Annotated in this window: 20 protein-coding genes and 1 pseudogene; 14 read left to right on the top strand and 7 right to left on the bottom strand. The window is 53.2% G+C overall.

The window, feature by feature from the left end:
- The first annotated feature begins 146 nt into the window (after positions 1 to 146).
- Both GKAS_RS05205 and GKAS_RS05200 read left to right on the top strand, forming a co-directional pair.
- Positions 147 to 1,298, top strand: a complete 1,152-nt coding sequence (locus GKAS_RS05205) for an MFS transporter (RefSeq protein WP_035892450.1) — start codon at positions 147 to 149, stop codon at positions 1,296 to 1,298.
- Positions 1,299 to 1,549: 251 nt separating this feature from the next.
- Complete coding sequence (locus GKAS_RS05200) at positions 1,550 to 2,971, top strand: APC family permease (RefSeq protein ID WP_035892444.1); 1,422 nt, start codon at positions 1,550 to 1,552, stop codon at positions 2,969 to 2,971.
- Positions 2,972 to 3,048: 77 nt separating this feature from the next.
- Here the strand turns inward: GKAS_RS05200 and pflA are convergent, their stop codons facing one another.
- From pflA to GKAS_RS05180, 5 genes and pseudogenes are all read right to left on the bottom strand, one after another.
- Entirely contained in the window at positions 3,049 to 3,789 is a 741-nt protein-coding gene (pflA, locus tag GKAS_RS05195) for a pyruvate formate lyase 1-activating protein (RefSeq protein WP_035892443.1), read from the bottom strand.
- Positions 3,790 to 3,994: 205 nt separating this feature from the next.
- Complete coding sequence (gene pflB, locus GKAS_RS05190; RefSeq protein WP_035892442.1) at positions 3,995 to 6,277, bottom strand: formate C-acetyltransferase; 2,283 nt, start codon at positions 6,275 to 6,277, stop codon at positions 3,995 to 3,997.
- Between the two features lie 55 nt (positions 6,278 to 6,332).
- Entirely contained in the window at positions 6,333 to 7,190 is an 858-nt protein-coding gene (focA, locus tag GKAS_RS05185) for a formate transporter FocA (protein ID WP_035892441.1), read from the bottom strand.
- A gap of 405 nt (positions 7,191 to 7,595) precedes the next feature.
- Complete coding sequence (locus GKAS_RS25240) at positions 7,596 to 8,141, bottom strand: hypothetical protein (protein WP_246870723.1); 546 nt, start codon at positions 8,139 to 8,141, stop codon at positions 7,596 to 7,598.
- 15 nt (positions 8,142 to 8,156) lie between these two features.
- A pseudogene (locus GKAS_RS05180) lies at positions 8,157 to 9,356 on the bottom strand (YcaO-like family protein); the annotation flags it as partial.
- A 285-nt stretch (positions 9,357 to 9,641) separates the two neighbouring features.
- On the opposite strand from GKAS_RS05180, the gene serC reads away from it, so the two are divergent.
- The 5 genes from serC to ihfB all read left to right on the top strand — a co-directional run bounded on the left by serC (position 9,642) and on the right by ihfB (position 15,232).
- Entirely contained in the window at positions 9,642 to 10,730 is a 1,089-nt protein-coding gene (serC, locus tag GKAS_RS05175) for a 3-phosphoserine/phosphohydroxythreonine transaminase (protein WP_035892439.1), read from the top strand.
- A 69-nt stretch (positions 10,731 to 10,799) separates the two neighbouring features.
- The gene (aroA, locus tag GKAS_RS05170; RefSeq protein ID WP_035892438.1) at positions 10,800 to 12,083 is read left to right on the top strand and encodes a 3-phosphoshikimate 1-carboxyvinyltransferase; all 1,284 of its coding nucleotides are present in this window, start codon (positions 10,800 to 10,802) and stop codon (positions 12,081 to 12,083) included.
- Between the two features lie 238 nt (positions 12,084 to 12,321).
- Complete coding sequence (gene cmk / locus GKAS_RS05165) at positions 12,322 to 13,005, top strand: (d)CMP kinase (RefSeq protein WP_035892437.1); 684 nt, start codon at positions 12,322 to 12,324, stop codon at positions 13,003 to 13,005.
- Positions 13,006 to 13,121: 116 nt separating this feature from the next.
- Positions 13,122 to 14,795 carry a 30S ribosomal protein S1 gene (rpsA, locus tag GKAS_RS05160; RefSeq protein WP_035892436.1) on the top strand — a complete coding sequence of 558 codons (1,674 nt, stop codon included), beginning with the start codon at positions 13,122 to 13,124 and terminating at the stop codon, positions 14,793 to 14,795.
- 152 nt (positions 14,796 to 14,947) lie between these two features.
- Entirely contained in the window at positions 14,948 to 15,232 is a 285-nt protein-coding gene (ihfB, locus tag GKAS_RS05155) for an integration host factor subunit beta (RefSeq protein WP_015965094.1), read from the top strand.
- A gap of 60 nt (positions 15,233 to 15,292) precedes the next feature.
- Here ihfB and GKAS_RS25075 read toward each other — a convergent pair whose 3' ends face one another.
- Entirely contained in the window at positions 15,293 to 15,547 is a 255-nt protein-coding gene (locus GKAS_RS25075) for a hypothetical protein (protein ID WP_167540401.1), read from the bottom strand.
- Between GKAS_RS25075 and GKAS_RS05150 the strand changes: the two genes are divergently transcribed.
- The 7 genes from GKAS_RS05150 to GKAS_RS05120 all read left to right on the top strand — a co-directional run bounded on the left by GKAS_RS05150 (position 15,462) and on the right by GKAS_RS05120 (position 23,769).
- Positions 15,462 to 17,723 (top strand): ComEC family protein, encoded by a 2,262-nt coding sequence (locus GKAS_RS05150; protein WP_035892434.1) that lies wholly within the window; start codon positions 15,462 to 15,464, stop codon positions 17,721 to 17,723. The two genes, GKAS_RS25075 and GKAS_RS05150, sit on opposite strands and share 86 nt — an antisense overlap.
- A gap of 36 nt (positions 17,724 to 17,759) precedes the next feature.
- On the top strand, positions 17,760 to 19,508 hold the full coding sequence (gene msbA, locus GKAS_RS05145; RefSeq protein WP_035892433.1) for a lipid A ABC transporter ATP-binding protein/permease MsbA: 1,749 nt from the start codon (positions 17,760 to 17,762) through the stop codon (positions 19,506 to 19,508).
- Positions 19,505 to 20,485: a tetraacyldisaccharide 4'-kinase gene (lpxK, locus tag GKAS_RS05140; protein ID WP_035892432.1), complete on the top strand. Its 981-nt coding sequence runs from the start codon at positions 19,505 to 19,507 to the stop codon at positions 20,483 to 20,485. Before msbA ends, lpxK begins: the two co-directional genes overlap by 4 nt.
- 30 nt (positions 20,486 to 20,515) lie before the next feature.
- Complete coding sequence (locus tag GKAS_RS05135; protein ID WP_035892431.1) at positions 20,516 to 21,748, top strand: winged helix-turn-helix domain-containing protein; 1,233 nt, start codon at positions 20,516 to 20,518, stop codon at positions 21,746 to 21,748.
- A 51-nt stretch (positions 21,749 to 21,799) separates the two neighbouring features.
- Positions 21,800 to 21,982: a protein YcaR gene (gene ycaR / locus GKAS_RS05130; protein WP_035892430.1), complete on the top strand. Its 183-nt coding sequence runs from the start codon at positions 21,800 to 21,802 to the stop codon at positions 21,980 to 21,982.
- Entirely contained in the window at positions 21,979 to 22,725 is a 747-nt protein-coding gene (kdsB, locus tag GKAS_RS05125; protein ID WP_035892428.1) for a 3-deoxy-manno-octulosonate cytidylyltransferase, read from the top strand. The genes ycaR and kdsB overlap by 4 nt, the downstream gene beginning before the upstream one ends.
- A 150-nt stretch (positions 22,726 to 22,875) precedes the next feature.
- Entirely contained in the window at positions 22,876 to 23,769 is an 894-nt protein-coding gene (locus GKAS_RS05120) for a YcbJ family phosphotransferase (protein WP_035892427.1), read from the top strand.
- Here the strand turns inward: GKAS_RS05120 and elyC are convergent.
- Complete coding sequence (gene elyC / locus GKAS_RS05115; RefSeq protein WP_035892426.1) at positions 23,746 to 24,525, bottom strand: envelope biogenesis factor ElyC; 780 nt, start codon at positions 24,523 to 24,525, stop codon at positions 23,746 to 23,748. The two genes, GKAS_RS05120 and elyC, sit on opposite strands and share 24 nt — an antisense overlap.
- Between the last annotated feature and the right edge of the window lie 39 nt (positions 24,526 to 24,564).

The raw sequence follows: 24,564 nt of genomic DNA, 5'->3' as shown, positions 1-24,564 counted from the left end.
TTAACCGCGGCTTATCGTTGCGTTGAATAAGAAACGTCAATCGTTGAGCCAGAAAGCCTTCTGCCGTTGAAATCAGGTGGATTGACAATGTTTTTGGCAGTGGCATGATGCGCACGAAATCTGTCTATCCTCACGGTTTTGAACCCATGACCACCTATACTCGCCCAGTGCTATTGCTGCTCTGCGGCCTACTGTTATTGACGCTGGCGATCGCGGTATTAAACACGCTCGTCCCGCTCTGGCTCGCCCATGAAAATCTGCCTACCTGGCAGGTGGGAGTGGTGAGTTCGTCCTATTTTACCGGCAACCTGGTTGGCACCATGCTCACCGGGCGGCTGATTAAGCGTCTTGGTTTTAATTACAGTTACTACATCGCCTCGCTGATTTTTGCCGCGGGCTGCGTGGGGCTAGGCTTTATGGTGGGCTTCTGGAGCTGGATGTTCTGGCGCTTTATCGCGGGCGTTGGCTGCGCCATGATTTGGGTAGTGGTCGAGAGCGCGCTGATGTGCAGCGGCACCTCACGTAACCGCGGTCGCCTGCTGGCGGCCTATATGATGATGTATTACATCGGGACCGTGCTGGGCCAGGTTATCGTCAGCAGATTGCCGACGGATATGGCAACCATTCTTCCGCTGATGACCGGCGTGGTGCTGGCGGGCATTTTACCGCTGCTGTTTACCCGCATTGTGAGCCAGAAAGACGAAGCGCAGGATGAAAGTGCGCGCGTTTGGCCAATGTTCAAACTGCGTCAGGCTCGTCTGGGGGTTAATGGTTGCATTATTTCCGGGATTGTCCTGGGTTCGCTTTATGGCCTGATGCCGCTGTACCTGAACCACCGTGGCGTCAGCGATTCTGGTATTGGGTTCTGGATGGCGGTGATGGTCAGCGCGGGGATCCTCGGTCAGTGGCCGATTGGCCGGTTGGCAGACCGCTATGGGCGCCTGATGGTGCTGCGCGTTCAGGTCTTTGTGGTCATTATTGGCTGCTTAGGCATGTTGAGCCAGGCTGCAATGGCACCAGCGCTGTTTATTCTTGGCGCTGCGGGCTTCACGTTATATCCGGTGGCAATGGCCTGGGCCTGCGAGAAGGTGGAACATCATCAACTCGTCTCGATGAACCAGGCGCTGCTGCTGAGCTATACCATCGGCAGCCTGGTGGGACCATCGTTGACGGCAATGCTGATGCAAAGTTATTCCGACAACCTCTTGTTCATCATGATTGCTGGGGTATCGTTTGTATATCTGATGATGCTGCTGCGCAAAGCTGGACATCATCCTACCCCGGTGGCTCACGCCTGATCCTGCTGACGCGTTATGAAAACATGACGCGTCATTCTTTCCTGCATCGCTATACTAAGGTTTGCCACGTCGCTTTCGCGTAGGTGGGGGGCGAGCTTATATTCTTCTGACTTCCAGACAATAAACCCGATTAAATGTGCGAGATGTTGTAATTTTGCACGCTCGCGTTACCTATTTTGGATTAGTGCTCGCATAATCATCCGTCGATAAAAATCGCATTCGCGAACAATAACATTCAAGGAACGGAGTTTATGGCAGGCGAACAAGAAAAGCAGCTGCGGTGGTATAACATCGCGCTGATGTCGTTTATTACGGTTTGGGGTTTCGGCAACGTCGTCAATAACTACGCCAATCAGGGGTTGGTAGTTGTCTTCTCGTGGCTGTTTATCTTCGCACTCTATTTCACACCTTACGCGCTTATCGTCGGCCAGCTTGGTTCGACCTTTAAGGATGGGAAAGGGGGCGTTAGCACCTGGATTAAAAATACGATGGGGCCGGGGCTGGCGTATCTGGCTGCCTGGACCTACTGGGTTGTCCACATTCCTTATCTGGCGCAGAAGCCGCAGGCCATTCTGATTGCGCTGGGCTGGGCAATAAAGGGAAACGGTTCGCTTATCACCGAGTATGGCGTGGTGGCGCTTCAGGGCTTTACGCTGGCGCTTTTCGTCTTCTTCATGTGGGTGGCATCCCGAGGGATGAAGTCGCTGAAGCTGGTAGGGTCGATTGCCGGGATCGCCATGTTCGTGATGTCGCTGTTGTATGTGGTGATGGCGGTGACAGCACCGGCTATCACCGAGGTGAAAATCGCCACCACCAATATTACCTGGCAAACCTTTATTCCGCATTTTGACTTCACCTATATCACCACCATTTCGATGCTGGTGTTCGCGGTGGGCGGGGCTGAAAAGATCTCACCGTACGTCAATAACACCCGTAACCCGGGAAAAGAGTTTCCGCGCGGAATGATCTTTCTGGCGGTCATGGTTGCCGTGTGCGCGATCCTCGGTTCACTGGCAATGGGAATGATGTTCGACTCTAACCATATTCCTGACGATCTGATGGCTAACGGTCAGTATTATGCTTTCCAGAAACTGGGGGGCTATTACCACATGGGCAACTCTCTGATGGTGATCTATGCCATTGCGAACACGCTGGGGCAGGTTGCCGCGCTGGTGTTCTCCATCGATGCGCCGCTAAAGGTGCTGCTGAGTGATGCCGACAGCCGTTATATCCCGCAGAAGCTCTGTAAAACTAACGCTTCAGGCACACCGGTGAACGGGTATCTGTTGACGCTGGTGCTGGTCGCATTGCTGATTATGTTACCGACGCTGGGTATTGGTGATATGAACAATCTCTACAAATGGCTGCTCAATCTCAACTCTGTGGTGATGCCGCTGCGCTATCTGTGGGTGTTCGTCGCGTTTATCGCGGTAATTCGTCTGGGGCAGAAATATCAGTCGGAGTATGTCTTTATCCGTAATCGTTCGTTGGCGATGACGGTCGGCGTATGGTGCTTCTTGTTTACCGCGTTTGCCTGTCTGACCGGCATTTTCCCGAAAATGACCGCCTTTACGCCGGAGTGGGCATTCCAGCTATCGCTTAACGTGGCCACGCCGTTTGTGCTGGTGGGGTTAGGGCTGATCTTCCCACTGTTGGCGCGCAAAAAGCGCTAAAAGAAAACCCGGCATAAAGCCGGGTTTAAAATCGGTAGCCCGGCCGAGCGCAAGCGACGCCGGGATGAGCAGGGGAGTTAGTACATCACCTTATGACCATACTGCTCGAGGATGCCTTTCACGCGCTCCATGGTCTCTTTCTTCGGTGGGTGTACGCCGTCCAGCTTGTACTCTTCACCCATCGCTACCCACTTGTGTTTCCCCAGCTCGTGATAAGGCAGCAGTTCGATTTTTTCAACGTTGCCCATATCGCGGGTAAACTCGCCGAGACGATGCGCGGAGTCGTCGTCGTCTGACCAGCCTGGTACCACGACGTAGCGGATCCAGACGTTAATGTTTTTCTTCGACAGATACTGAGCAAACTCCAGCGTACGATGGTTGGAGACGCCAACCAGGTTCTGGTGAATGTCGTCGTTCATCTGCTTAAGATCGAGCATCACCAGGTCAGTCACTTCCAGCAGTTCATCAATGACCGGATCGTAACGACGGACGAAACCATTGGTGTCAAGACAGGTATGAATCCCTTCTTTGTGGCAAGCGCGGAACCAGTCACGCACAAACTCGGCCTGCAGAATAGCTTCACCGCCGGACGCGGTCACACCGCCGCCGGATGCGTTCATAAAGTGGCGGTAGGTCACCACTTCTTTCATCAGCTCTTCAACGGTGATCTCTTTACCGCCGTGGGTGTCCCAGGTATCACGGTTGTGGCAATACAGGCAGCGCATCAGGCAGCCCTGGAAGAAGGTAATAAAACGGATGCCTGGGCCATCAACGGTGCCACAGGACTCAAAGGAGTGAATACGACCAATTACAGACATTGCGGTGTTATCTCCAGTTCTTCCCAGCTTTACAGCCAGGTTTGCGAGCACGGTTATAAAGCCGCGTCGAGTTTATTTTGCTTGTTAACTTCAGTATAGAAGTCAGCAAGCAAAATCCACTCAGCGAGTGTCGATTATAAGAAAGGCCCCACCGAGGTGGAGCCTTCATTTTACGCGTTTTTAATCGCGATTTCAGTCAAATCTATTAGATAGATTGAGTGAAAGTACGGGTAATAACGTCCTGCTGCTGTTCTTTAGTCAGGGAGTTAAAACGTACTGCGTAGCCAGATACACGGATGGTCAGCTGCGGATATTTTTCCGGGTTTTCCATCGCGTCGAGCAGCATTTCGCGGTTCATTACGTTAACGTTCAGGTGCTGACCGCCTTCGATAGACGCTTCGTGGTGGAAGTAACCGTCCATCAGACCAGCCAGGTTGGTTTTACGAACGTCGTCGTCTTTACCCAGAGCGTTAGGAACGATAGAGAAGGTGTAAGAGATACCATCTTTAGCGTAAGCAAACGGCAGTTTAGCAACGGAAGTCAGAGAGGCAACAGCACCTTTCTGGTCACGACCGTGCATTGGGTTAGCACCTGGGCCGAATGGAGCGCCAGCACGACGACCGTCTGGGGTGTTACCGGTTTTCTTACCATAAACCACGTTAGAGGTGATGGTCAGAACAGACTGAGTCGGGATAGCGTTACGGTAAGTAGTCAGTTTCTGAATTTTCTTCATGAAACGTTCTACCAGGTCAACCGCCATGTCATCGACGCGAGCGTCGTTGTTACCAAACTGCGGGTATTCGCCTTCGATTTCGAAGTCAACAGCCAGACCGTTTTCATCACGAATCGGTTTAACTTTCGCATATTTGATTGCAGACAGGGAGTCAGCAGCAACGGACAGACCAGCGATACCACACGCCATGGTGCGGATAACGTCACGGTCGTGCAGCGCCATCAGAGAGGCTTCGTAGCTGTACTTGTCGTGCATGTAGTGGATGACGTTCAGCGCGGTGACGTACTGTTTAGCCAGCCAATCCATGAAGTGGTCCATACGATCCATAACTTCGTCGTAGTTCAGAACGTCGCCTTTCATTGGCTCAGTTTTAGGACCAACCTGCATTTTCAGTTTTTCATCAACGCCGCCGTTGATTGCGTACAGCATGGTTTTCGCCAGGTTTGCACGTGCGCCGAAGAACTGCATTTGTTTACCAACGATCATTGGGCTTACGCAGCAAGCGATAGCGTAGTCATCGTTGTTAAAGTCAGGACGCATCAGGTCATCGTTCTCGTACTGCAGAGAAGAGGTGTCGATGGACACTTTAGCGGCATATTTTTTGAACGCCAGTGGCAGTTTCTCAGACCACAGAACGGTGATGTTCGGCTCTGGAGAAGGACCCATGGTGTACAGGGTGTTCAGGAAGCGGAAGCTGTTTTTGGTAACCAGAGTACGGCCATCAACGCCCATACCTGCGATAGATTCAGTCGCCCAGATTGGGTCACCGGAGAACAGTTCATCATACTCAGGGGTACGCAGGAAGCGAACCATACGCAGCTTCATGACCAGGTGGTCAATCATTTCCTGAGCGTCTTGCTCAGTGATTTTGCCTGCTTTCAGGTCACGTTCGATGTAGATATCCAGGAAGCTGGAAGTACGACCGAAGGACATTGCCGCGCCGTTCTGGGATTTAACCGCAGCCAGGTAGCCGAAGTAAGTCCACTGGATAGCTTCCTGAGCGTTGGTAGCCGGACCAGAGATGTCGTAGCCGTATTTAGCAGCCATCTCTTTGATCTGACCCAGCGCACGGTGCTGTTCAGAGATTTCTTCACGCAGACGGATAGTCGCTTCCAGGTTCACACCGTTTTCCAGGTCAGACTGGAGGGAGGAGAACTGAGCGAATTTGTCTTTCATCAGGTAGTCGATACCGTAAACGGCGATACGACGGTAGTCACCGATGATACGACCACGGCCGTAGGCGTCTGGCAGACCGGTCAGAACACCGGATTTACGGCAGCGCAGGATGTCCGGAGTATAAACGTCGAACACGCCCTGGTTGTGCGTTTTACGGTATTCGGTGAAGATTTTTTTGATCATCGGGTCCAGCTCGCGGTCATACGCTTTGCAGGAACCTTCGATCATTTTGATGCCACCGAACGGGATAAGAGCACGTTTCAGTGGAGCTTCAGTCTGCAGACCAACGATTTTTTCCAGCGACTTGTTAATGTAGCCAGCGTCGTGGGAAGTGATGGTTGAAGCTACGGCGGTGTCAAAGTCAACTGGCGCGTGAGTGCGGTTTTCCAGTTTAACGCCTTCCATTACGCTATCCCACAGCTTGGTGGTCGCGTCAGTTGCGCCAGCCAGGAAGGATTCGTCACCTTCATATGGGGTGTAGTTTTTCTGGATGAAGTCACGTAAGTTTACTTCATTCTGCCAATCACCTTTGGTAAAACCTTCCCAGGCTGCGGCTAACTTTTCATTAAGTTCGGACATGTAACACCTACCTTCTTAAGTGGACTTTTTATTTACTGCCTGGAGCAATCGTCAATTAATGACGGTCACCGCCACGCAGGTAAATGACCCAGTATGTCAACCCAACCAGCAAACCGCCGCCGATGATATTCCCGATAGTCACGGGAATCAGGTTATCGGTGATGAAGTGCATCACGGTCAGGTGAGAGAAACTTTCCGGAGTAGAACCGATAGCGGTCCAGAATTCCGGGCTAGCAAAATCGCGTATTACGATACCCATCGGGATCATAAACATGTTTGCGATACTGTGCTCAAAACCGCTGGCAACGAACATGGCAACCGGTAAAACCATAATCATGGCTTTATCCATCAGGCTGCGACCAGAGTAGCTCATCCACACTGCCAGACAGACCATCAGGTTTGCCAGGATGCCGAGAGCAACGGCTTCGATAAATGTATGGTGCATTTTGTGGTCAGCGGTTTGCAGGACGTTGAGCCCCCATCCGCCGTTGGCCGTCATGTACTCGCCGGACAGCCACATCAGCAGCACGAAAAGCAGTGCACCAATCAGGTTACCAACATAGACGTTGAGCCAGTTTTTTGCCAATTGACCCCAGGTGATGCGGCCGCTGGCTTTCGCCACAACAATCAGCACGGTAGAGGTAAAGAGGTCTGCGCCACAAATCACGCAAAGAATTAAGCCTAAGGAGAAACAAATACCACCAATGAGTTTCGCGATGCCGAATGGCATACCTGCGGTACCCGTGGTTGCGGTAATGTAAAAAACAAAAGCAATCGAGATAAAGACGCCCGCAGTAATCGCCAGATAAAAGGTTTTCAGCGGATGCTTGGTTGCTTTATAGACACCTGCTTCTTCGGCAACTTTAGCCATCGCAGCAGGAAGGAGTAGATCAAAAGGGTTGTCAGCTTTCACACTAACTCTCTCTTTTTATTTAATCGGCGACGAGATACTAACAAAGCATTATAGATGAGAATTTGATATAGATCATATCTCGCCTGGCTTATAGGCCTGAAGAACGAATGGTTTTTCAACGATCTCAGGGTAATTTATTGAATCTAATGATAAAAATAAATTTTAAGATTTGCAAATTCAGTTGAATTTTTTCTTTACCCTTCATTTTATTAGTTAATTAAAATGGAGTAATGATTGTGCAAATTAACAATAAATGTAAGCTACTAAATATTGTGTTTACTTATGTTTAACTTTATTTTCACAGCTCTACGAAGCGAAGCGTGGAAATAAAAAAAGGGGCCAATATTTGGCCCCGTAATATAGCGTAGACTGTACGTTAAACCTACTTTTTCTGCGGGAAATATCCTACTTTGCCCAGAAAGCCGCTTTAGCGCGCTGGAGCTTCTCGTAGGCCTGCAGAAGCGACTGATGCGCAGGGAAGGCTTCCAGGGAGCCATCAGCAGGCTGCAGGCCATAGAAGGCCTCTTCACCGCTCAGCGCCGCGCTGGCCGCTTCTACGGCATCTGCGCCGTACATACGGACGAACGCGTTCAGGTACTGCAGAGGTTCACGTTCTTCTTCCTGAGACAGCAGCAGCAGCGTTTGCAGACAACGGTAGTAGTTAGCACGCTCAGCACTGAATACAGAAGCATTGAACTCCATGGTCCACTCGGTCCAGATCAGCGCCTGCTCAAGGTCACCGCCCGCCAGTGCCAGCATGGCTTTCAGTTCGCCAACGCGCAGAGTCGACCAGCCGTTATTTGGACCGGTTGCCAGACCTAGAAGTTCGCGTACGCGGGTGAAATCGTCCAGACCTTCGTCATCCATCTGTTCGATGAGATTCAGATACGCTTCTTTTTCCCACTCGCTACCCGGCAGGGAGAGAATGGTGTCGCGCAGGTGGCTGCCCATATTGTTGTTTGCGAGCCACAGATCTTCCGCTGGATAAATATCGGACATGCCGGGCACGATGATACGGCAAGCGTAAACGCTCAGGTGCTCATAGTCGGCGATGTACACTTCTTTATCTTCTTCATTGAAGATAGCCATCAGGGTGGCGAACTCTTCTTCGGTTGTGCCTGAGAAGTTCCAGTCTGCAAACGGGTAGTCCGCATCCTGCTTGAACATATCCCAGGAGATCAGACCGCTGGAGTCGATGAAGTGGGTTTCGAGATTGGTATGTTCAGCGACTTCTTCGTCATCGAAGGTTGGTGGAGTGAACACGTCGAGATCTTTCAGACCGCGGCCCTGCAGCAGCTCGGTCACCGTACGCTCAAGCGCAACGCCGAAATCAGGGTGCGCGCCGAAGGACGCGAAGCAGGTACCGTTGGCTGGGTTGAACAGCACGACGCAGATAACCGGGTATTTACCGCCCAGAGAACCGTCGTAAGCGAAGATTGGGAAACCTTCCGCTTCCAGCGTTTTGATGGACTCAACGACGCCAGGGTAACGCGCCAGCACCTCGGCCGGGATTTCCGGCAGGCTGATGCTTTCCGCGATGATGCGGTTTTTCACGTAACGTTCGAAGACTTCAGACAGCCCCTGTACGCGGGCTTCATTACGGGATTACCCGCAGACATGCCGTTAGAAACGTACAGGTTAGCCACGATGTTCATCGGGAGTATAGATAGTTTCGCCGTCGGACTGGCGGGTAAACGGCAGGCCGCATACGCCGCGATCGTCGTTGCCGGACTGCAGGTCGACCAGCATGCTGGCGGTTAACTGATCGTCAGGATCGTAAAATGCACGCAGGCGAGCATCGAGCAGGCCTTCAGGCACTTCATCGTCGTCGGTCAGCGGGAACCATTTTTCGTTCGGGTAGTGGACGAACGGATCGTTAGCAATTTTGTCGCCCAGCCAGAAGTCGGCGAAGAAATAGTTGGTGGAGAGACGTTCGAAGTACTCACCCAGCGCGGAGGCCAGTGCGGCTTTTTTGGTCGCGCCTTTACCGTTGGTAAAGCACAGAGAGCATGCCTTATCACGAATATGCACCGACCAGACGTTAGGAACCGGGTTCAGCCAGGAGGCTTCTTCAATGTCGAAGCCCAGATCGAGCAGCTTTTGCTGGAAGCGAGCGATGGAATCTTCCAGTGCGGCATCTTTGCCGGGAATATAGGTTTGCGTCATAGCAATCTCTTTTGTCGTACGGAAAGCGCGCAATGATACGGGGTTTGCATGACAATCGCTATACACTTCCATCTGCAATTGCAAATAGCGAAATAGACCATTTTGTTTCGTCAAGTCGATAGATTCTGTTGTGTGATTTTCCACGCATTTTTGCCCCGTGCGGGATTATCCATTGCGGGCTGTGTCACTGAATGATAAAACCAATAGCCACAGGAATAACTTATGCCCACGCGTTGATGACGCGCGAGGCATGCGGTCAGACAACATTGCAATGTGGTGAGGGTTATGGCTCAGGTTTTTAATTTCAGTTCAGGTCCGGCAATGCTTCCGGCAGATGTCCTTAAACTGGCGCAAAAAGAACTTTGCGACTGGAACGGATTAGGCACGTCGGTAATGGAAGTTAGCCACCGCGGTAAAGAATTTATCCACGTGGCAGAGGAAGCAGAAAAAGATTTCCGCGACCTGCTTAACATCCCTTCCAACTACAAAGTGTTGTTCTGTCACGGTGGTGGTCGCGGTCAGTTCGCGGGCGTACCGCTGAATATTCTCGGCGACAAAACCACGGCTGATTACGTCGATGCCGGCTACTGGGCGGCAAGTGCGGTTAAAGAAGCCAAAAAATACTGCAACCCGAACGTTATTGACGCCAAAATCACCGTAGAAGGTAAACGCGCGGTCAAACCGATGCGCGACTGGCAGCTCTCTGATAACGCGGCTTATCTGCACTATTGCCCGAACGAAACCATCGACGGTATTGCCATCGAAGAGACACCAGACTTCGGTAAAGACGTGATTGTTGCTGCCGACTTCTCCTCAACCATCCTTTCACGTCCGATTGATGTGAGCCGTTATGGCGTGATCTACGCTGGCGCGCAGAAAAATATCGGTCCAGCGGGCTTAACGCTGGTTATCGTACGTGAAGACCTGCTGGGTAAAGCGCACGTTGCCTGCCCATCAATCCTCGACTATACCGTGCTGAACGATAACGACTCGATGTTCAACACGCCGCCGACCTTCGCCTGGTATCTGGCAGGTCTGGTCTTCAAATGGCTGAAAGAGCAGGGCGGCGTTGCCGCAATGGATCGTATCAATCAGCAGAAGGCCGATCTTCTGTATAACACTATTGATGGCAGTGATTTCTATCGTAACGATGTGGCAAGCGCCAACCGTTCACGTATGAACGTGCCGTTCCAGCTCGCGGCTAGCGCGCTGGACAAACTGTTCCTTGAAGAGTCCTTTGCAGCGGGTCTGCATGCGCTGAAAGGCCACCGCGTGGTGGGCGGGATGCGTGCTTCTATCTACAATGCCATGCCGCTGGCCGGCGTACAGACGCTGACGGAATTCATGCAGGACTTCGAACGCCGCCACGGTTAATCTGGTTTTTTATTCATCCCCACGGCTAGCTCGTGGGGTTTTTACTTCTGTTTTTGAGAGTTGAGTTTCATGGAATCCCTGACGTTACAACCTATCGCGCGCGTCGATGGCACGATCAATTTGCCCGGTTCTAAAAGCGTTTCGAACCGTGCTTTGCTGCTGGCGGCTTTAGCGCGTGGCACGACCGTTCTGACTAACCTGCTGGACAGCGATGATGTCCGCCACATGCTGAACGCGTTGAAGGCGCTGGGAATTCAATACACCCTGTCTGACGATCGCACCCGTTGTGAAGTGACCGGCAATGCAGGCCCGCTTCAGACTTCCAACGAACTAGAGCTGTTCCTTGGCAATGCCGGTACCGCGATGCGTCCGCTGGCGGCAGCGCTGTGCCTCGGTAAAAACAACATCGTCCTGACCGGCGAACCGCGCATGAAAGAGCGCCCGATTGGCCACCTGGTTGATGCTCTGCGTCAGGGCGGCGCGCAGATTGAGTACCTGGAGCAGGAAAACTATCCACCGCTGCGCCTGAAAGGTGGTTTTAACGGCGGTAGCGTTGAGGTAGACGGTAGCGTCTCAAGCCAGTTCTTAACTGCGTTATTGATGACGGCACCGCTGGCGCCGCAGGACACCACTATCACCATCAAAGGTGACCTGGTTTCTAAACCGTATATCGACATCACGCTGCACCTGATGAAAACGTTTGGTGTTGAAGTGGAAAACCAGAGCTACCAGCGCTTTGTCGTGCGCGGTGGTCAGCAGTACGTTTCTCCGGGTCAGTATCTGGTCGAAGGTGATGCTTCGTCAGCGTCATATTTCCTGGCTGCCGGTGCGATTAAAGGCGGTACCGTGAAGGTGACCGGTATTGGTCGCTACAGCGTGCAGGGTGATATTCGCTTTGCCGATGTCCTGGAAAAAATGGGCGCAACCATTACCTGGGGCGACGATTTTATCGCCTGTACCCGTGGCGAACTCAACGCCATTGATATGGATATGAACCATATTCCTGATGCGGCGATGACTATCGCGACGGCAGCGCTGTTCGCGAAAGGAACAACCACGCTTCGCAATATCTACAACTGGCGTGTTAAAGAGACTGACCGCCTGTTCGCGATGGCAACCGAGCTACGTAAAGTGGGCGCGGAAGTGGAAGAGGGTGAGGACTACATTCGCATTACCCCGCCTGCTACGCTGAACTTTGCCGAAATCGGGACCTACAACGATCACCGTATGGCGATGTGTTTCTCGCTGGTGGCGCTGTCGGATACGCCAGTCACCATTCTTGACCCGAAATGTACGGCGAAAACGTTCCCGGACTATTTTGAGCAGTTGGCGCGTATTAGTACGTTAGCCTGATAGTGATTTTTCTCGACAAACGCCGGCGTAACGTCGGCGTTTTTCTTTCATCGCGATAGAAAAAAGTAAATCCACGTCAGTTTTCAGCCTCTCCTGGCGTCAGGCCTCTATACTTTCTATTCTCCTGTCATTCATAGGGCTAATTCTGGAATTCGCAGACAAAGGTAACCGTCCGGCCCAGAGATGCGTATAATGCGCGGCGTTTACGTTGTATATGCCTTTTATTAAGGAGAAAGAGATGACGGCAATTGCCCCGGTAATTACCATTGACGGCCCAAGCGGCGCAGGTAAAGGCACACTGTGCAAAGCAATGGCAGAAGCATTGCAATGGCATTTGCTGGACTCAGGCGCAATCTATCGCGTTCTGGCCTTAGCGGCGTTGCATCACCATGTGGATGTCGCCTCAGAAGATGCGTTAGTTCCGCTGGCAGTGCATCTGGACGTGCGTTTTGTATCAACTGACGGCGCGCTCGAGGTCATTCTGGAAGGCGAAGACGTTAGCGGTGAAATCCGCACTCAGGAAGTGGCTAATGCGGCTTCACAGGTTGCGGCGTTCCCGCGTGTGCGTGAAGCGCTTTTGCGCCGCCAGCGTGGCTTTCGTGAAGCGCCTGGCCTGATTGCCGATGGCCGTGATATGGGCACCGTGGTGTTCCCGGACGCGCCTGTTAAGATTTTCCTTGATGCCTCTTCGGAAGAACGTGCGAACCGCCGCATGCTACAGTTGCAGGAAAAGGGCTTTAGTGTTAACTTTGAGCGCCTTTTGGCAGAGATAAAGGAGCGTGATGACCGCGATCGTAATCGTGCTGTTGCGCCACTGGTTCCTGCCGCCGATGCTTTAGTGTTGGATTCCACCACCTTAAGCATTGAGCAAGTAATTGAAAAAGCGTTAGACTATGCGCGCCAGAAACTGGCACTCGCGTAAAACGCGACCGAATTTTTTGTAGTACCCCCGCTGCAATGGATTGTGAGCGGGTATGTGAAACAACCCCATCCGGCATGAAGCCAGGTGGACGTTAAATCTAACTCTGAAGATTAAACATGACTGAATCTTTTGCTCAACTGTTTGAAGAATCCTTAAAAGAAATCGAAACCCGTCCGGGTTCCATCGTTCGTGGCGTTGTTGTCTCTATCGACAAAGACGTAGTCCTGGTTGATGCGGGTCTGAAATCTGAGTCTGCAATCCCTGCAGAGCAGTTCAAAAACGCAGCCGGCGAACTGGAAATTCAGGTCGGTGACGAAGTTGACGTTGCGCTGGACGCAGTAGAAGACGGCTTCGGCGAAACCCTGCTGTCCCGTGAGAAAGCTAAGCGTCACGAAGCTTGGATCACGCTGGAAAAAGCTTATGAAGAAGCTGAAACTGTGGTCGGTGTTATCAACGGCAAAGTTAAAGGTGGCTTCACTGTTGAGCTGAACGGTATTCGTGCGTTCCTGCCAGGTTCCCTGGTAGACGTTCGTCCAGTGCGTGATACTCTGCACCTGGAAGGCAAAGAGCTTGAATTCAAAGTCATCAAGCTGGACCAGAAGCGTAACAACGTTGTTGTTTCTCGTCGTGCCGTTATCGAATCCGAAAACAGCGCAGAGCGCGATCAGCTGCTGGAAAACCTGCAGGAAGGCATGGAAGTTAAAGGTATCGTTAAGAACCTCACTGACTACGGTGCATTCGTTGATCTGGGCGGCGTTGACGGCCTGCTGCACATCACCGATATGGCTTGGAAACGCGTTAAGCACCCAAGCGAAATCGTAAACGTTGGCGACGAAATCACTGTTAAAGTGCTGAAGTTCGACCGCGAGCGTACTCGTGTTTCTCTGGGCCTGAAACAGCTGGGCGAAGATCCATGGGTAGCTATCGCTAAGCGTTATCCAGAAGGTACCAAACTGACTGGTCGCGTGACCAACCTGACCGACTACGGCTGCTTCGTTGAAATCGAAGAAGGCGTTGAAGGCCTGGTTCACGTTTCCGAAATGGATTGGACCAACAAAAACATCCACCCATCCAAAGTTGTTAACGTTGGTGATGTAGTGGAAGTTATGGTTCTGGATATCGACGAAGAACGTCGTCGTATCTCCCTGGGTCTGAAGCAGTGCAAAAACAACCCATGGCAGCAGTTCGCAGAAACCCACAACAAGGGCGACCGCGTTGAAGGTAAAATCAAGTCTATCACTGACTTCGGTATCTTCATCGGCCTGGACGGCGGTATCGACGGCCTGGTTCACCTGTCTGACATCTCCTGGAACGTTGCAGGCGAAGAAGCAGTTCGTGAATACAAAAAAGGCGACGAAATCGCTGCAGTTGTTCTGCAGGTTGACGCAGAACGTGAACGTATCTCCCTGGGCGTTAAACAGCTCGCAGAAGATCCGTTCAACAACTGGGTTGCTCTGAACAAGAAAGGCGCCATCGTTAACGGTAAAGTCACTGCAGTTGACGCTAAAGGCGCAACCGTAGAACTGGCCGACGGCGTTGAAGGTTACCTGCGTGCTTCTGAAGCATCCCGTGACCGCGTTGAAGATGCAACTCTGGTACTGAGCGTTGGTGACGACGTTGAAGCTAAATTCACCGGTGTTGATCGTAAAAACCGCGCAATTAGCCTGTCCGTACGTGCTAAAGACGAAGCTGACGAGAAAGATGCAATCGCTACTGTTAACAACAAACAGGAAGAAGGCAATTTCTCCAACGCAATGGCTGAAGCATTCAAAGCAGCTAAAGGCGAGTAATCTTACGCATTTGGGTTTAACAACCTGAATTGTGATGAGTTTACTTGACAGATTGCAGGTTTAGGCCTGTAATCTAGCACAAAGGGCGGCTACGGCCGCCCTTGTTTAATAAGCTGTTAGCTAATTTTCCGTTAAAGGAAACCGGAGGAATCATGACCAAGTCAGAATTGATTGAAAGACTTGCCAGCCAGCAATCCCATATCCCTGCTAAAGCAGTGGAAGATGCGGTGAAAGAGATGCTGGAGCATATGGCTTCAACCCTGGCACAGGGCGAGCGCATTGAAATCCGCGGTTTCGGCAGCTTCTCTCTGCACTACAGAGCACCACGTACCGGGCGTAACCCGAAGACTGGCGACAAAGTGGAACTGGAAGGCAAGTACGTGCCGCACTTTAAGCCGGGTAAAGAACTGCGCGATCGCGCCAATATTTACGATTGAGTTTCTCCCGCGATCTGACGGTAAACTTGATTGAGAAAAAAGCACCTACGGGTGCTTTTTTCATTTCTGTCGTCCAGCTTTTTTTCTGTCATCTGGAATCAGCCTCCACACTTTTACTGCAACGCTTGCATGCTGCGAATGTTCTTCTGAATCCTTCTCGTAACCGCGACGGGTGATGCGCGACAACGCAAACGGTGTGCGCAACACTTCGGCCAACAAGGAGGTGTTGATGCGTCTACCCGAGCTTGCATGCTGCATACTGGCAGGTATTTTACCGCTTACTGTGCTACCGGCCTTACCGCCGCTTAATGCCATCTATATTGCCATTCCAATTCTGATTGTGTTGGGCACGTGCAGCAGGATGGGGCGGAGAGTAGGCATTACTGGTTTGGTCTTCTGCTGGGGTGTCCTGGCGGCGTGGCAGGTTCAATGGCCTGCTGAAGCTATTCCAGCGAAAAATCGGCAGGTCGAGATACTGCTCACGCAGACCGATGGGCAAACGGCACATCAGGGAAAGATTACGACGCTGGAAGGGCATCGGTTGTTTGTCAGCCCGGTAATTGCATTGTACGGCAGCTATCTGCCGCAACCGCCCTGTGCTGGCCAGCGTTGGCGTATGACGATTCGCGCCAGGGCGGTGCACGGTCAGCTCAATGATGGTGGGTTCGATTCTCAACGCTATGCGCTGTCTCAGCATCGATCGCTGACCGGGCGGATTATTGACGCGGAGGTGCTGGATAGTACCTGTAGCCTGCGGGCTCGTTATCTTAACTCGCTAAAAACTACGCTTGCTGATTTCTACTGGCGCGATGTGATGCTCGCACTAGGCATGGGCGAAAGGCTTTCCGTTTCTCCAGAGATTAAAGCGCTGATGCAGGAGACCGGAACATCACACCTGATGGCGATATCCGGCCTGCATATTACGCTAGGCGCATCCATTGGCTGGCTGCTTATTCGCGCGATTCAGTTTTTCCTGCCGGGCTGGCTGATTAACTGGCGCTTACCGCTGCTGGTCTCACTGTCAGGGGGATTTGCCTACGCCATGCTGACAGGCATGCAGCCACCCGCGCTGCGAACCGTTATCGCCGCGCTTGTCTGGTGCCTGCTGCGGCTCAGCGGCCTGCGCTGGACGGGGTGGGAGGTATGGCTATGCTGTCTGGCGACTATCGTATTCATTGATCCTCTGGCGGTACTCTCCGATAGTCTGTGGTTATCAGCATTTGCGGTTGCGACCTTAATATTCTGGTATCAGTGGTTTCCGTTGCGCACGGAGGGGTATCCGCGCCTGGTGCGGCCTTTGATGAGCCTTGTCCACCTACAGTTGGGGCTGATGCTACTACTGGCGCCGTTGCAGATTCTGCTTTTTCACGGCGTTAGCACGACATCACTCTTTGCCAACCTGATTGCAGTACCGGTCGTCACGTTTATTGCCGTGCCGCTGATTTTATGCGCAATGTTAATGCACTTATGCGGGCTTACTGTTATCGAGATGGCGGCCTGGCATAGTGGCGATTGGGTGATGTCGGTAGTCTTTGGCTATCTTAGGCTCCTGCCTACGGGATGGTGGAGGATTGGAAGCGCCTGGCTAGGTATGTCATTGGTGCCGTGGCTGGTGCTACTGATGTGGAAACTGAATGGCTGGCTTCGCTTTCCGGCGGTTGCTGCGTCGTTGTGCACGCTACTTTCATTCCCCGTCTGGCGACAAACGCCACCGGACCGCTGGCAGGTCACTATGCTTGATGTCGGCCAGGGTTTGGCCATGGTTATTTCCCGGGGAGATAACGCGCTTCTCTATGATACGGGACTGGCATGGCCCGATGGCGACAGCGGCGAACAGCTTATTATTCCCTGGCTGCGCTGGCACCAGCTTACGCCACAGGGGATTATTCTCAGCCACGATCATCTGGATCACCGTGGCGGGCTGCATTCGTTGCAAAAAGCCTGGCCTGGAATGTGGGTGAGAAGCCCACTGGGATGGCAGGGGCATCAACCCTGTGCCCGGGGCGAGCGCTGGCAATGGCAGGGGCTTACGTTTCAGGCGCTCTGGCCGTTACCCGGGCCACCAGCAAAAGGCAATAACGGCTCATGCGTGGTCAGGGTTGATGATGGCAAGAACAGTATCCTGCTGACCGGAGATATTGAATTACCGGCGGAAATGGCCATGATACGCCATTACTGGCAGCCGTTTGCGTCTACAATTATTCAGGTTCCACATCACGGCAGCTCGACATCATCGGGAATGGCACTGCTACAACGGGTGGGCGGCGTTGCCGCTCTGGCTTCCGCATCCCGCTATAACGCGTGGCGACTGCCTTCCACTAAGGTGAAGACGCGCTATCTACAGCAGCGATATGCCTGGTTTGATACCCCACATCAGGGGCAGATAACGGTGACATTTAGCGCAAATAGCTGGCGGATTGAAGGCTTACGAGATCAACTTTTACCACGTTGGTATCATCAGTGGTTTGGCGAGACTCGCGATAACGGGTAGAATATGCGGCTATTTCAACACAAGCTGGTTTTTTGAATGCAGAACGACAAAGATCTCTCCACGTGGCAGACCTTCCGCCGACTCTGGCCGACTATTGCACCGTACAAAGCTGGGCTGCTCGTGGCGGGCGTTGCGTTAATCCTTAACGCAGCCAGCGATACCTTCATGCTATCGCTTCTTAAACCGTTACTGGATGATGGTTTTGGTAAAACGGATCGCTCAGTGCTGCTGTGGATGCCGCTGGTCGTTGTTGGCTTGATGATCCTGCGTGGTATCACAAGCTATATCTCAAGCTACTGTATATCCTGGGTTTCCGGCAAGGTTGTCATGACCATGCGTCGCCGGTTGTTCGGTCATATGATGGGGATGCCGGTCTCTTTCTTCGATAAACAGTCGACCGGTACGCTGCTGTCGCGCATTACCTACGACTCTGAACAGGTTGCTTCTTCGTCATCAAACGCGCTGATTACCGTGGTGCGAGAAGGGGCGTCTATCATTGGCCTGTTCATCATGATGTTCTATTACAGCTGGCAACTGTCGATTATTCTGATTGTCCTGGCACCTATCGTTTCGATGGCTATCCGCATCGTCTCTAAGCGCTTCCGTAACATCAGTAAAAACATGCAGAACACCATGGGGCAGGTGACCACCAGCGCTGAGCAGATGCTGAAAGGGCATAAAGAAGTGCTGATGTTTGGTGGCCAGGAAGTGGAAACCAACCGCTTTGATAAGGTCAGCAACAAAATGCGTTTACAGGGCATGAAGCTGGTTTCTGCGTCTTCTATCTCTGACCCGATCATTCAGCTGATTGCGTCGCTGGCGTTAGCATTCGTGCTGTATGCTGCAAGCTTCCCGAGCGTAATGGAAACCCTGACCGCAGGTACCATCACCGTGGTCTTCTCGTCCATGATTGCGCTGATGCGTCCGCTGAAGTCACTGACTAACGTTAACGCCCAGTTCCAGCGCGGTATGGCTGCATGTCAGACGCTGTTCTCTATCCTGGATAGCGAGCAAGAAAAAGACGAAGGCAAACTGGATATTGACCGAGCAAAAGGCAACGTCGAATTCCGCAACGTAACCTTCACCTATCCTGGCCGCGATACGCCAGCATTGAAAAAGATAAGCCTGGCCATTCCTGAGGGTAAAACCGTTGCGCTTGTGGGGCGTTCTGGCTCAGGTAAATCCACCATTGCGAGCCTGTTGACCCGTTTTTACGATATCGATGAAGGAGAAATTCTGCTCGATGGTCACGACCTGCGCGAGTACAAGCTTTCCTCTCTACGTAACCAGGTCGCGTTGGTATCGCAAAATGTGCATCTGTTCAACGACACGGTGGCTAACAACATTGCCTATGCGCGTACGGATGAATTCAGCCGTGAGCAGATTGAAGAAGCAGCCCGCATGGCCTATGCGATGGACTTTATCAATAAGATGGATAACGGCCTCGATACCGTGATCGGCGAAAACGGCGTGCTGCTTTCCGGTGGCCAACGTCAGCGTATCGCTATTGCGCGTGCGCTGCTGCGCAACAGCCCAATCCTGATCCTTGATGAAGCCACCTCGGCGCTGGATACGGAGTCCGAACGTGCGATTCAGGCCGCGCTTGATGAGCTCCAGAAGAACCGCACTTCGCTGGTGATTGCCCACCGCCTGTCGACCATTGAACAAGCTGACGAAATTATCGTTGTTGAAGATGGACAGATCGTTGAACGTGGTAACCATAACGACCTGCTTGCCCATCGCGGCGTCTACGCGCAGCTGCACAAAATGCAGTTTGGCGAATGATAGCGAAAATCTGGTCAGGCGAATCGCCGCTTTGGCTACTGCTGCTACCGCTCTCCTGGCTGTATGGCCTGGTGAGCGGCATCATCCGTCTGTGCTATCAGCTTGGTATTAAGAAATCCTGGCGGGCGCCTTGTCCCGTTGTGGTGGTGGGAAACCTCACGGCGGGCGGCAATGGTAAAACGCCGGTTGTCATCTGGCTGGTGGAGCAGCTACAGCGTCAGGGGATTCGCGTTGGTGTAGTGTCGCGCGGCTACGGCGGTAAAGCCGAACGTTATCCGCTGTTGTTAACGGCGCAAACAACGACGGCTCAGGCCGGCGATGAACCTGTCCTTATTTTCCAGCGCACGGGGGCTCCCGTCGCTGTATCTCCGATCCGCGTCGATGCCGTGAAAGCTCTGCTGGCAGCGCACGATCTCCAGCTTATCGTCACCGACGATGGCCTGCAGCACTACCGCCTGGCACGTGATAAAGAGATTGTGGTTATCGACGGCGTACGCCGCTTTGGTAACGGCTGGTGGCTTCCCGCAGGGCCAATGCGTGAGCGAGCGTCAAGGCTGGATTCAGTCGATGCGCGTATTGTGAACGGCGGTGAAGCGCTATCGGGCGAAATTCCGATGCACCTTCAGCCTGGCGATGCCATTAACCTGTTAACCGGCGAGCGCCGGCCGGTATCAACTCTGCCGAATGTGGTCGCAATGGCCGGTATCGGCCACCCTCCACGCTTTTTCGCCACGCTTAACGCCTGCGGCGCGCATCCCGTGCGTACGGTGGCGTTAGCGGATCATCAAGCACTGGTCGAAGCCGACGTGCTGGCATTGGTTAACCCCGACCAGACGCTGATAATGACGGAAAAAGATGCGGTGAAATGCCGCCGCTTTGCGCATGAAAACTGGTGGTATCTGCCGGTGGACGCCGTACTGTCCGGTGACCGCGCACAGACGCTGCTTCAGGAATTGATTACCCTCGCACGACGCTAAACGGCCTCGGCGACAATTAGGGGAGTCCGCATGTCTAAGTTGCATCTTACCCTTCGTGCCGCACGCCATCTTCATCTCGCGGCACAGGGGTTGCTTAACCGCCCGCGCCGCTTGGCTAGGGCGGCCGATATTCTTCCTGCTATTCAGCAAATGTCCCTGTTGCAAATTGACACCATCAACGTGGTCGCGCGTAGCCCCTATCTGGTGCTCTTCAGCCGTCTTGGTGCTTATTCGCCAGCGTGGCTGGATGAGGCGCTTTCTCGCGGTGAATTAATGGAATACTGGGCGCATGAAGCCTGCTTTCTGCCGCGAAGTGACTTCTCCCTGGTCAGGCATCGTATGCTTGCCCCGCACAATATGGGCTGGAAGTACCACCAGAGCTGGATGGATGAACACGCCGATGACATCGCCGCGTTGAAATCCCATATTGCGCAGCATGGCCCGGTGCGTTCGGCTGATTTCGTTCACCCACGTAAGGGGGAGAGCGGTTGGTGGGAATGGAAGCCGCATAAACGTCATCTCGAAGGCCTCTTTACCGCTGGGGAAGTGATGGTTGTCGAACGCCGCAACTTCCAACGGGTCTACGATCTAACTGAACGCGTTATGCCTTGCTGGAACGATGAAACCGATGCGCTGGCCCAACCACAGGCTGAGACCGTTATGCTGGAGAACAGTGCTCGCAGCCTGGGCATTTTCCGCCCCGAGTGGCTGGCGGATTACTACCGTCTGCGCCGCCCCGATCTCGCTTTACTGCTGGCTGAGTGGCAGGAGCGCCAGTTGGTGGTGCCGGTTGACGTCGAACAGCTTGGTGAAATGTGGGTACACCAGAGCCTGCTGCCGGAATTGACGCGTGCGGCAGAGGGAAAGCTGAACGCGACGCATAGCGCCGTGCTTTCACCGTTTGATCCCGTGGTGTGGGATCGCAAACGTGCAGAGCAATTTTTCAACTTTACCTACCGCCTGGAGTGCTACACGCCAGCGCCGAAACGCCAGTACGGCTACTTTGTGCTGCCATTGCTGCATCGTGGGGAAATCGTTGGGCGTATGGACAGCAAGATGCATCGTACAGATGGGGTGCTGGAAATTTTTGCACTGTACCTGGAAACGGGCGTGCGGGTCAGTCAGCATCTGGAAAAGGGGCTCATTCAGGCCATTAACGATTTTGCCCGCTGGCAGGGTGCGACGCGGGTGAAACTCGGTGCGGTGGCTGAAAAACTCTTTAGTGAACAACGACACGGTTGGGAGATTGACGCAGACCGGTAGCGCTCTATGATATGCTGCACTGGTTTTCGATACGGCCCATCAGGAGGAACCATGGATCACCGTCTACTTGAAATTATTGCCTGCCCGGTTTGCAACGGCAAACTCTACTACAGCCAGGACAAGCAAGAACTGATTTGCAAACTTGATAATCTGGCGTTTCCCCTGCGTGACGGAATCCCCGTATTGCTGGAAAACGAAGCCCGCGTTTTAGCTGCTGAAGAGAATCGACCATGAGTTTTGTCGTGATTATTCCCGCTCGTTTTGCGTCTACGCGCCTGCCGGGAAAACCGTTACAGGATATCAACGGCAAACCGATGATTGTGCACGTATTGGAACGCGCGCGTGAGTCTGGAGCCGATCGCATCATTGTGGCAACTGACCATGCTGACGTAGCGAAAGCCGTTGAAGCGGCCGGTGGCGAAGTATGCATGACCCGTGCCGATCATCAGTCCGGAACCGAGCGTCTGGCTGAAGTGGTCGAAAAATGCGGTTTTAGTGATGATACCGTTATCGTTAACGTGCAGGGCGACGAGCCGATGATCCCGGCGGTAATTATCCGTCAGGTAGCGGAAAACCTGGCGGCCAGCCATTCCGGTATGGCAACGCTGGCGGTGCCGATCCATGATGCAGAAGAAGCTTTTAACCCGAACGCGGTAAAAGTGGTCATGGATAAAGACGGCTACGCGCTGTACTTCTCCCGAGCCACGATCCCATGGGATCGCGATCGTTTTGCCAACAGCCGTGAAGCGATTGGCGATACGCTGCTGCGCCATATTGGCATTTACGGCTACCGCGCTGGATTTATCCGCCGCTACGTCAACTGGGCGCCAAGCCCGCTGGAGCACATTGAGATGCTCGAACAGCTGCGCGTGCTGTGGTACGGAGAAAAAATTCACGTTGCGGTGGCAAAAGAAGTGCCGGGCACAGGGGTGGATACACCGGAAGATCTGGCCCGCGTTCGCGCTGAGTTGAAGTAATCCCGTCGCCCCCTCGTTCTGAGGGGGCAACATTATTGACTACATCTCGGGTATTTCCTGACTTTCTGTTTCAATTTTGATCTTGTCTGGTGAAATTCATATTTCATATGCTCATTATGAAAGCAATGGCTTTCATAGGGGTAATCTGACATGGAACAGCTACGTGCAGAACTCAGCCACCTGCTGGGAGAATCGCTCAGTCGTGTGGAATGTATTAACGAGCAGACGGATACCGCGCTGTGGTCGCTGTATGATGCCGAAGGAAATCCTATGCCGCTGCTGGCGAGGAGTTTTTCATCGCCAGGCGTAGCGCGCCAGCTGGCATGGAAAATCTCCACGCTGGCTCGTCACGGCACCGTGCGGATGCCGGTGGTATATGGGGTGATGACGCATGAAGAACACCCAGGACCAGACGTACTGTTGCTTGAGCGCCTGCGCGGCGTACCCGTTGAAGCGCCCACCCGTAACCCTCAGCGGTGGGACGCGCTAAAAGATCAAATCGTGGAAGCGCTGCTGGCATGGCATCGGGTAGACAGCTCAGGATGCGTCGGCTTTGTTGACGGCACGCAGGAAAATAGCTGGCCGCACTGGTATCGCCAGCGTATTGAAGTGCTGTGGGGAACGCTCAATCTTTACCAGAATACCGGGCTAACCATGCAGGATAAGAGGCTGCTGTTTCGCACCCGTGAGTGTCTCGATGCGCTGTTTGAAGGTTTTAGCGATAACTGCGTGCTGGTGCACGGGCATCTGACTTTGCGCAGCATGCTGAAAGATTCCCGCAGCGATCAACTGCTGGCGATGGTAGGACCGGGGGCGATTCTCTGGGCACCGCGGGAATATGAGCTGTTCCGGCTGCACGAGAGCGGGCAAGCGGAACAGCTGTTGTGGCACTATCTCCAGCGCGCGCCGGTCTCAGAGGCGTTTCTCTGGCGGCGCTGGCTATATCTGCTGTGGGATGAGGTTGAGCAGTTGGTTAATACCGGCAAATTCAGCCGGGCCAACTTCGATCTGGCCTCAAAATCACTGCTCCCCTGGCTCTCCTGAGTCCCCTTTCAACCACTGCCAGATTCGTCCCAGCGTCTCATATCCGACCCGGTCGCTGTGCATCAGCCAAACTGGGGAAGGGATGATACGCTCCCACGGGTTAAGCGGAGAGGTGATGGCCAACTGGTTGGCTGGCGCAGGCAGCGGGTGCAGCCCGGCGTGTTGAAAGAAGATCATCGCACGAGGCAAATGAGACGCTGATGTCACCAGCAGGAAAGGGGCGTCGCCGATGGCAGCCTTCACGGCGCTGGCCTCTTCTTCGGTATCTTTCGGAGTATCGAGCACGATGATTTCGCTGCGCGGTACGCCAAGGCTCTCAGCAACTCTGGCCCCCGCTTCTGCGGTGCTTACCGTATTCGTGGTTGCCCGTGCACCAGTGAAGATAATCTTCGCGTCCGGATTGGCCTGCCACAGACGAATACCTTCAGTAAGCCTTGGCAAACTGTTGTTGATAAGGTTTGAACTGGGCGCCCACTCCGGGTTCCAGGTATACCCGCCACCGAGTACAACAACGTACTTCACAGGTTCTTCACCGCGCCATGTCGGGTATTTATCTTCAATCGGTTTGAGTAATCCATCAGCGACCGGTTGAAGACTGAGCAGCAGCAGCGCCAGCCATCCTACGGTAATGGCCCCTTTGCCCAGTTTTTGAAAGCGGGTGAACCAGACCAGGAATATTCCCAAACCTATCAGCAACAGAAGCAGGGGCAGCGGCAGCATCATGCCGCCAATATACTTTTTCAGCGTAAAAAGCATTCGGCACCGTTCCTTTTTTAACCATCCGACCGTATGAAT

Origin of the sequence: Kluyvera ascorbata ATCC 33433 (assembly GCF_000735365.1) — a bacterium.
GTDB lineage: Bacteria > Pseudomonadota > Gammaproteobacteria > Enterobacterales > Enterobacteriaceae > Kluyvera > Kluyvera ascorbata.
Note: the sequence above shows the minus strand (reverse complement) of the source record. Positions and strands in the feature narration are given on the sequence as shown.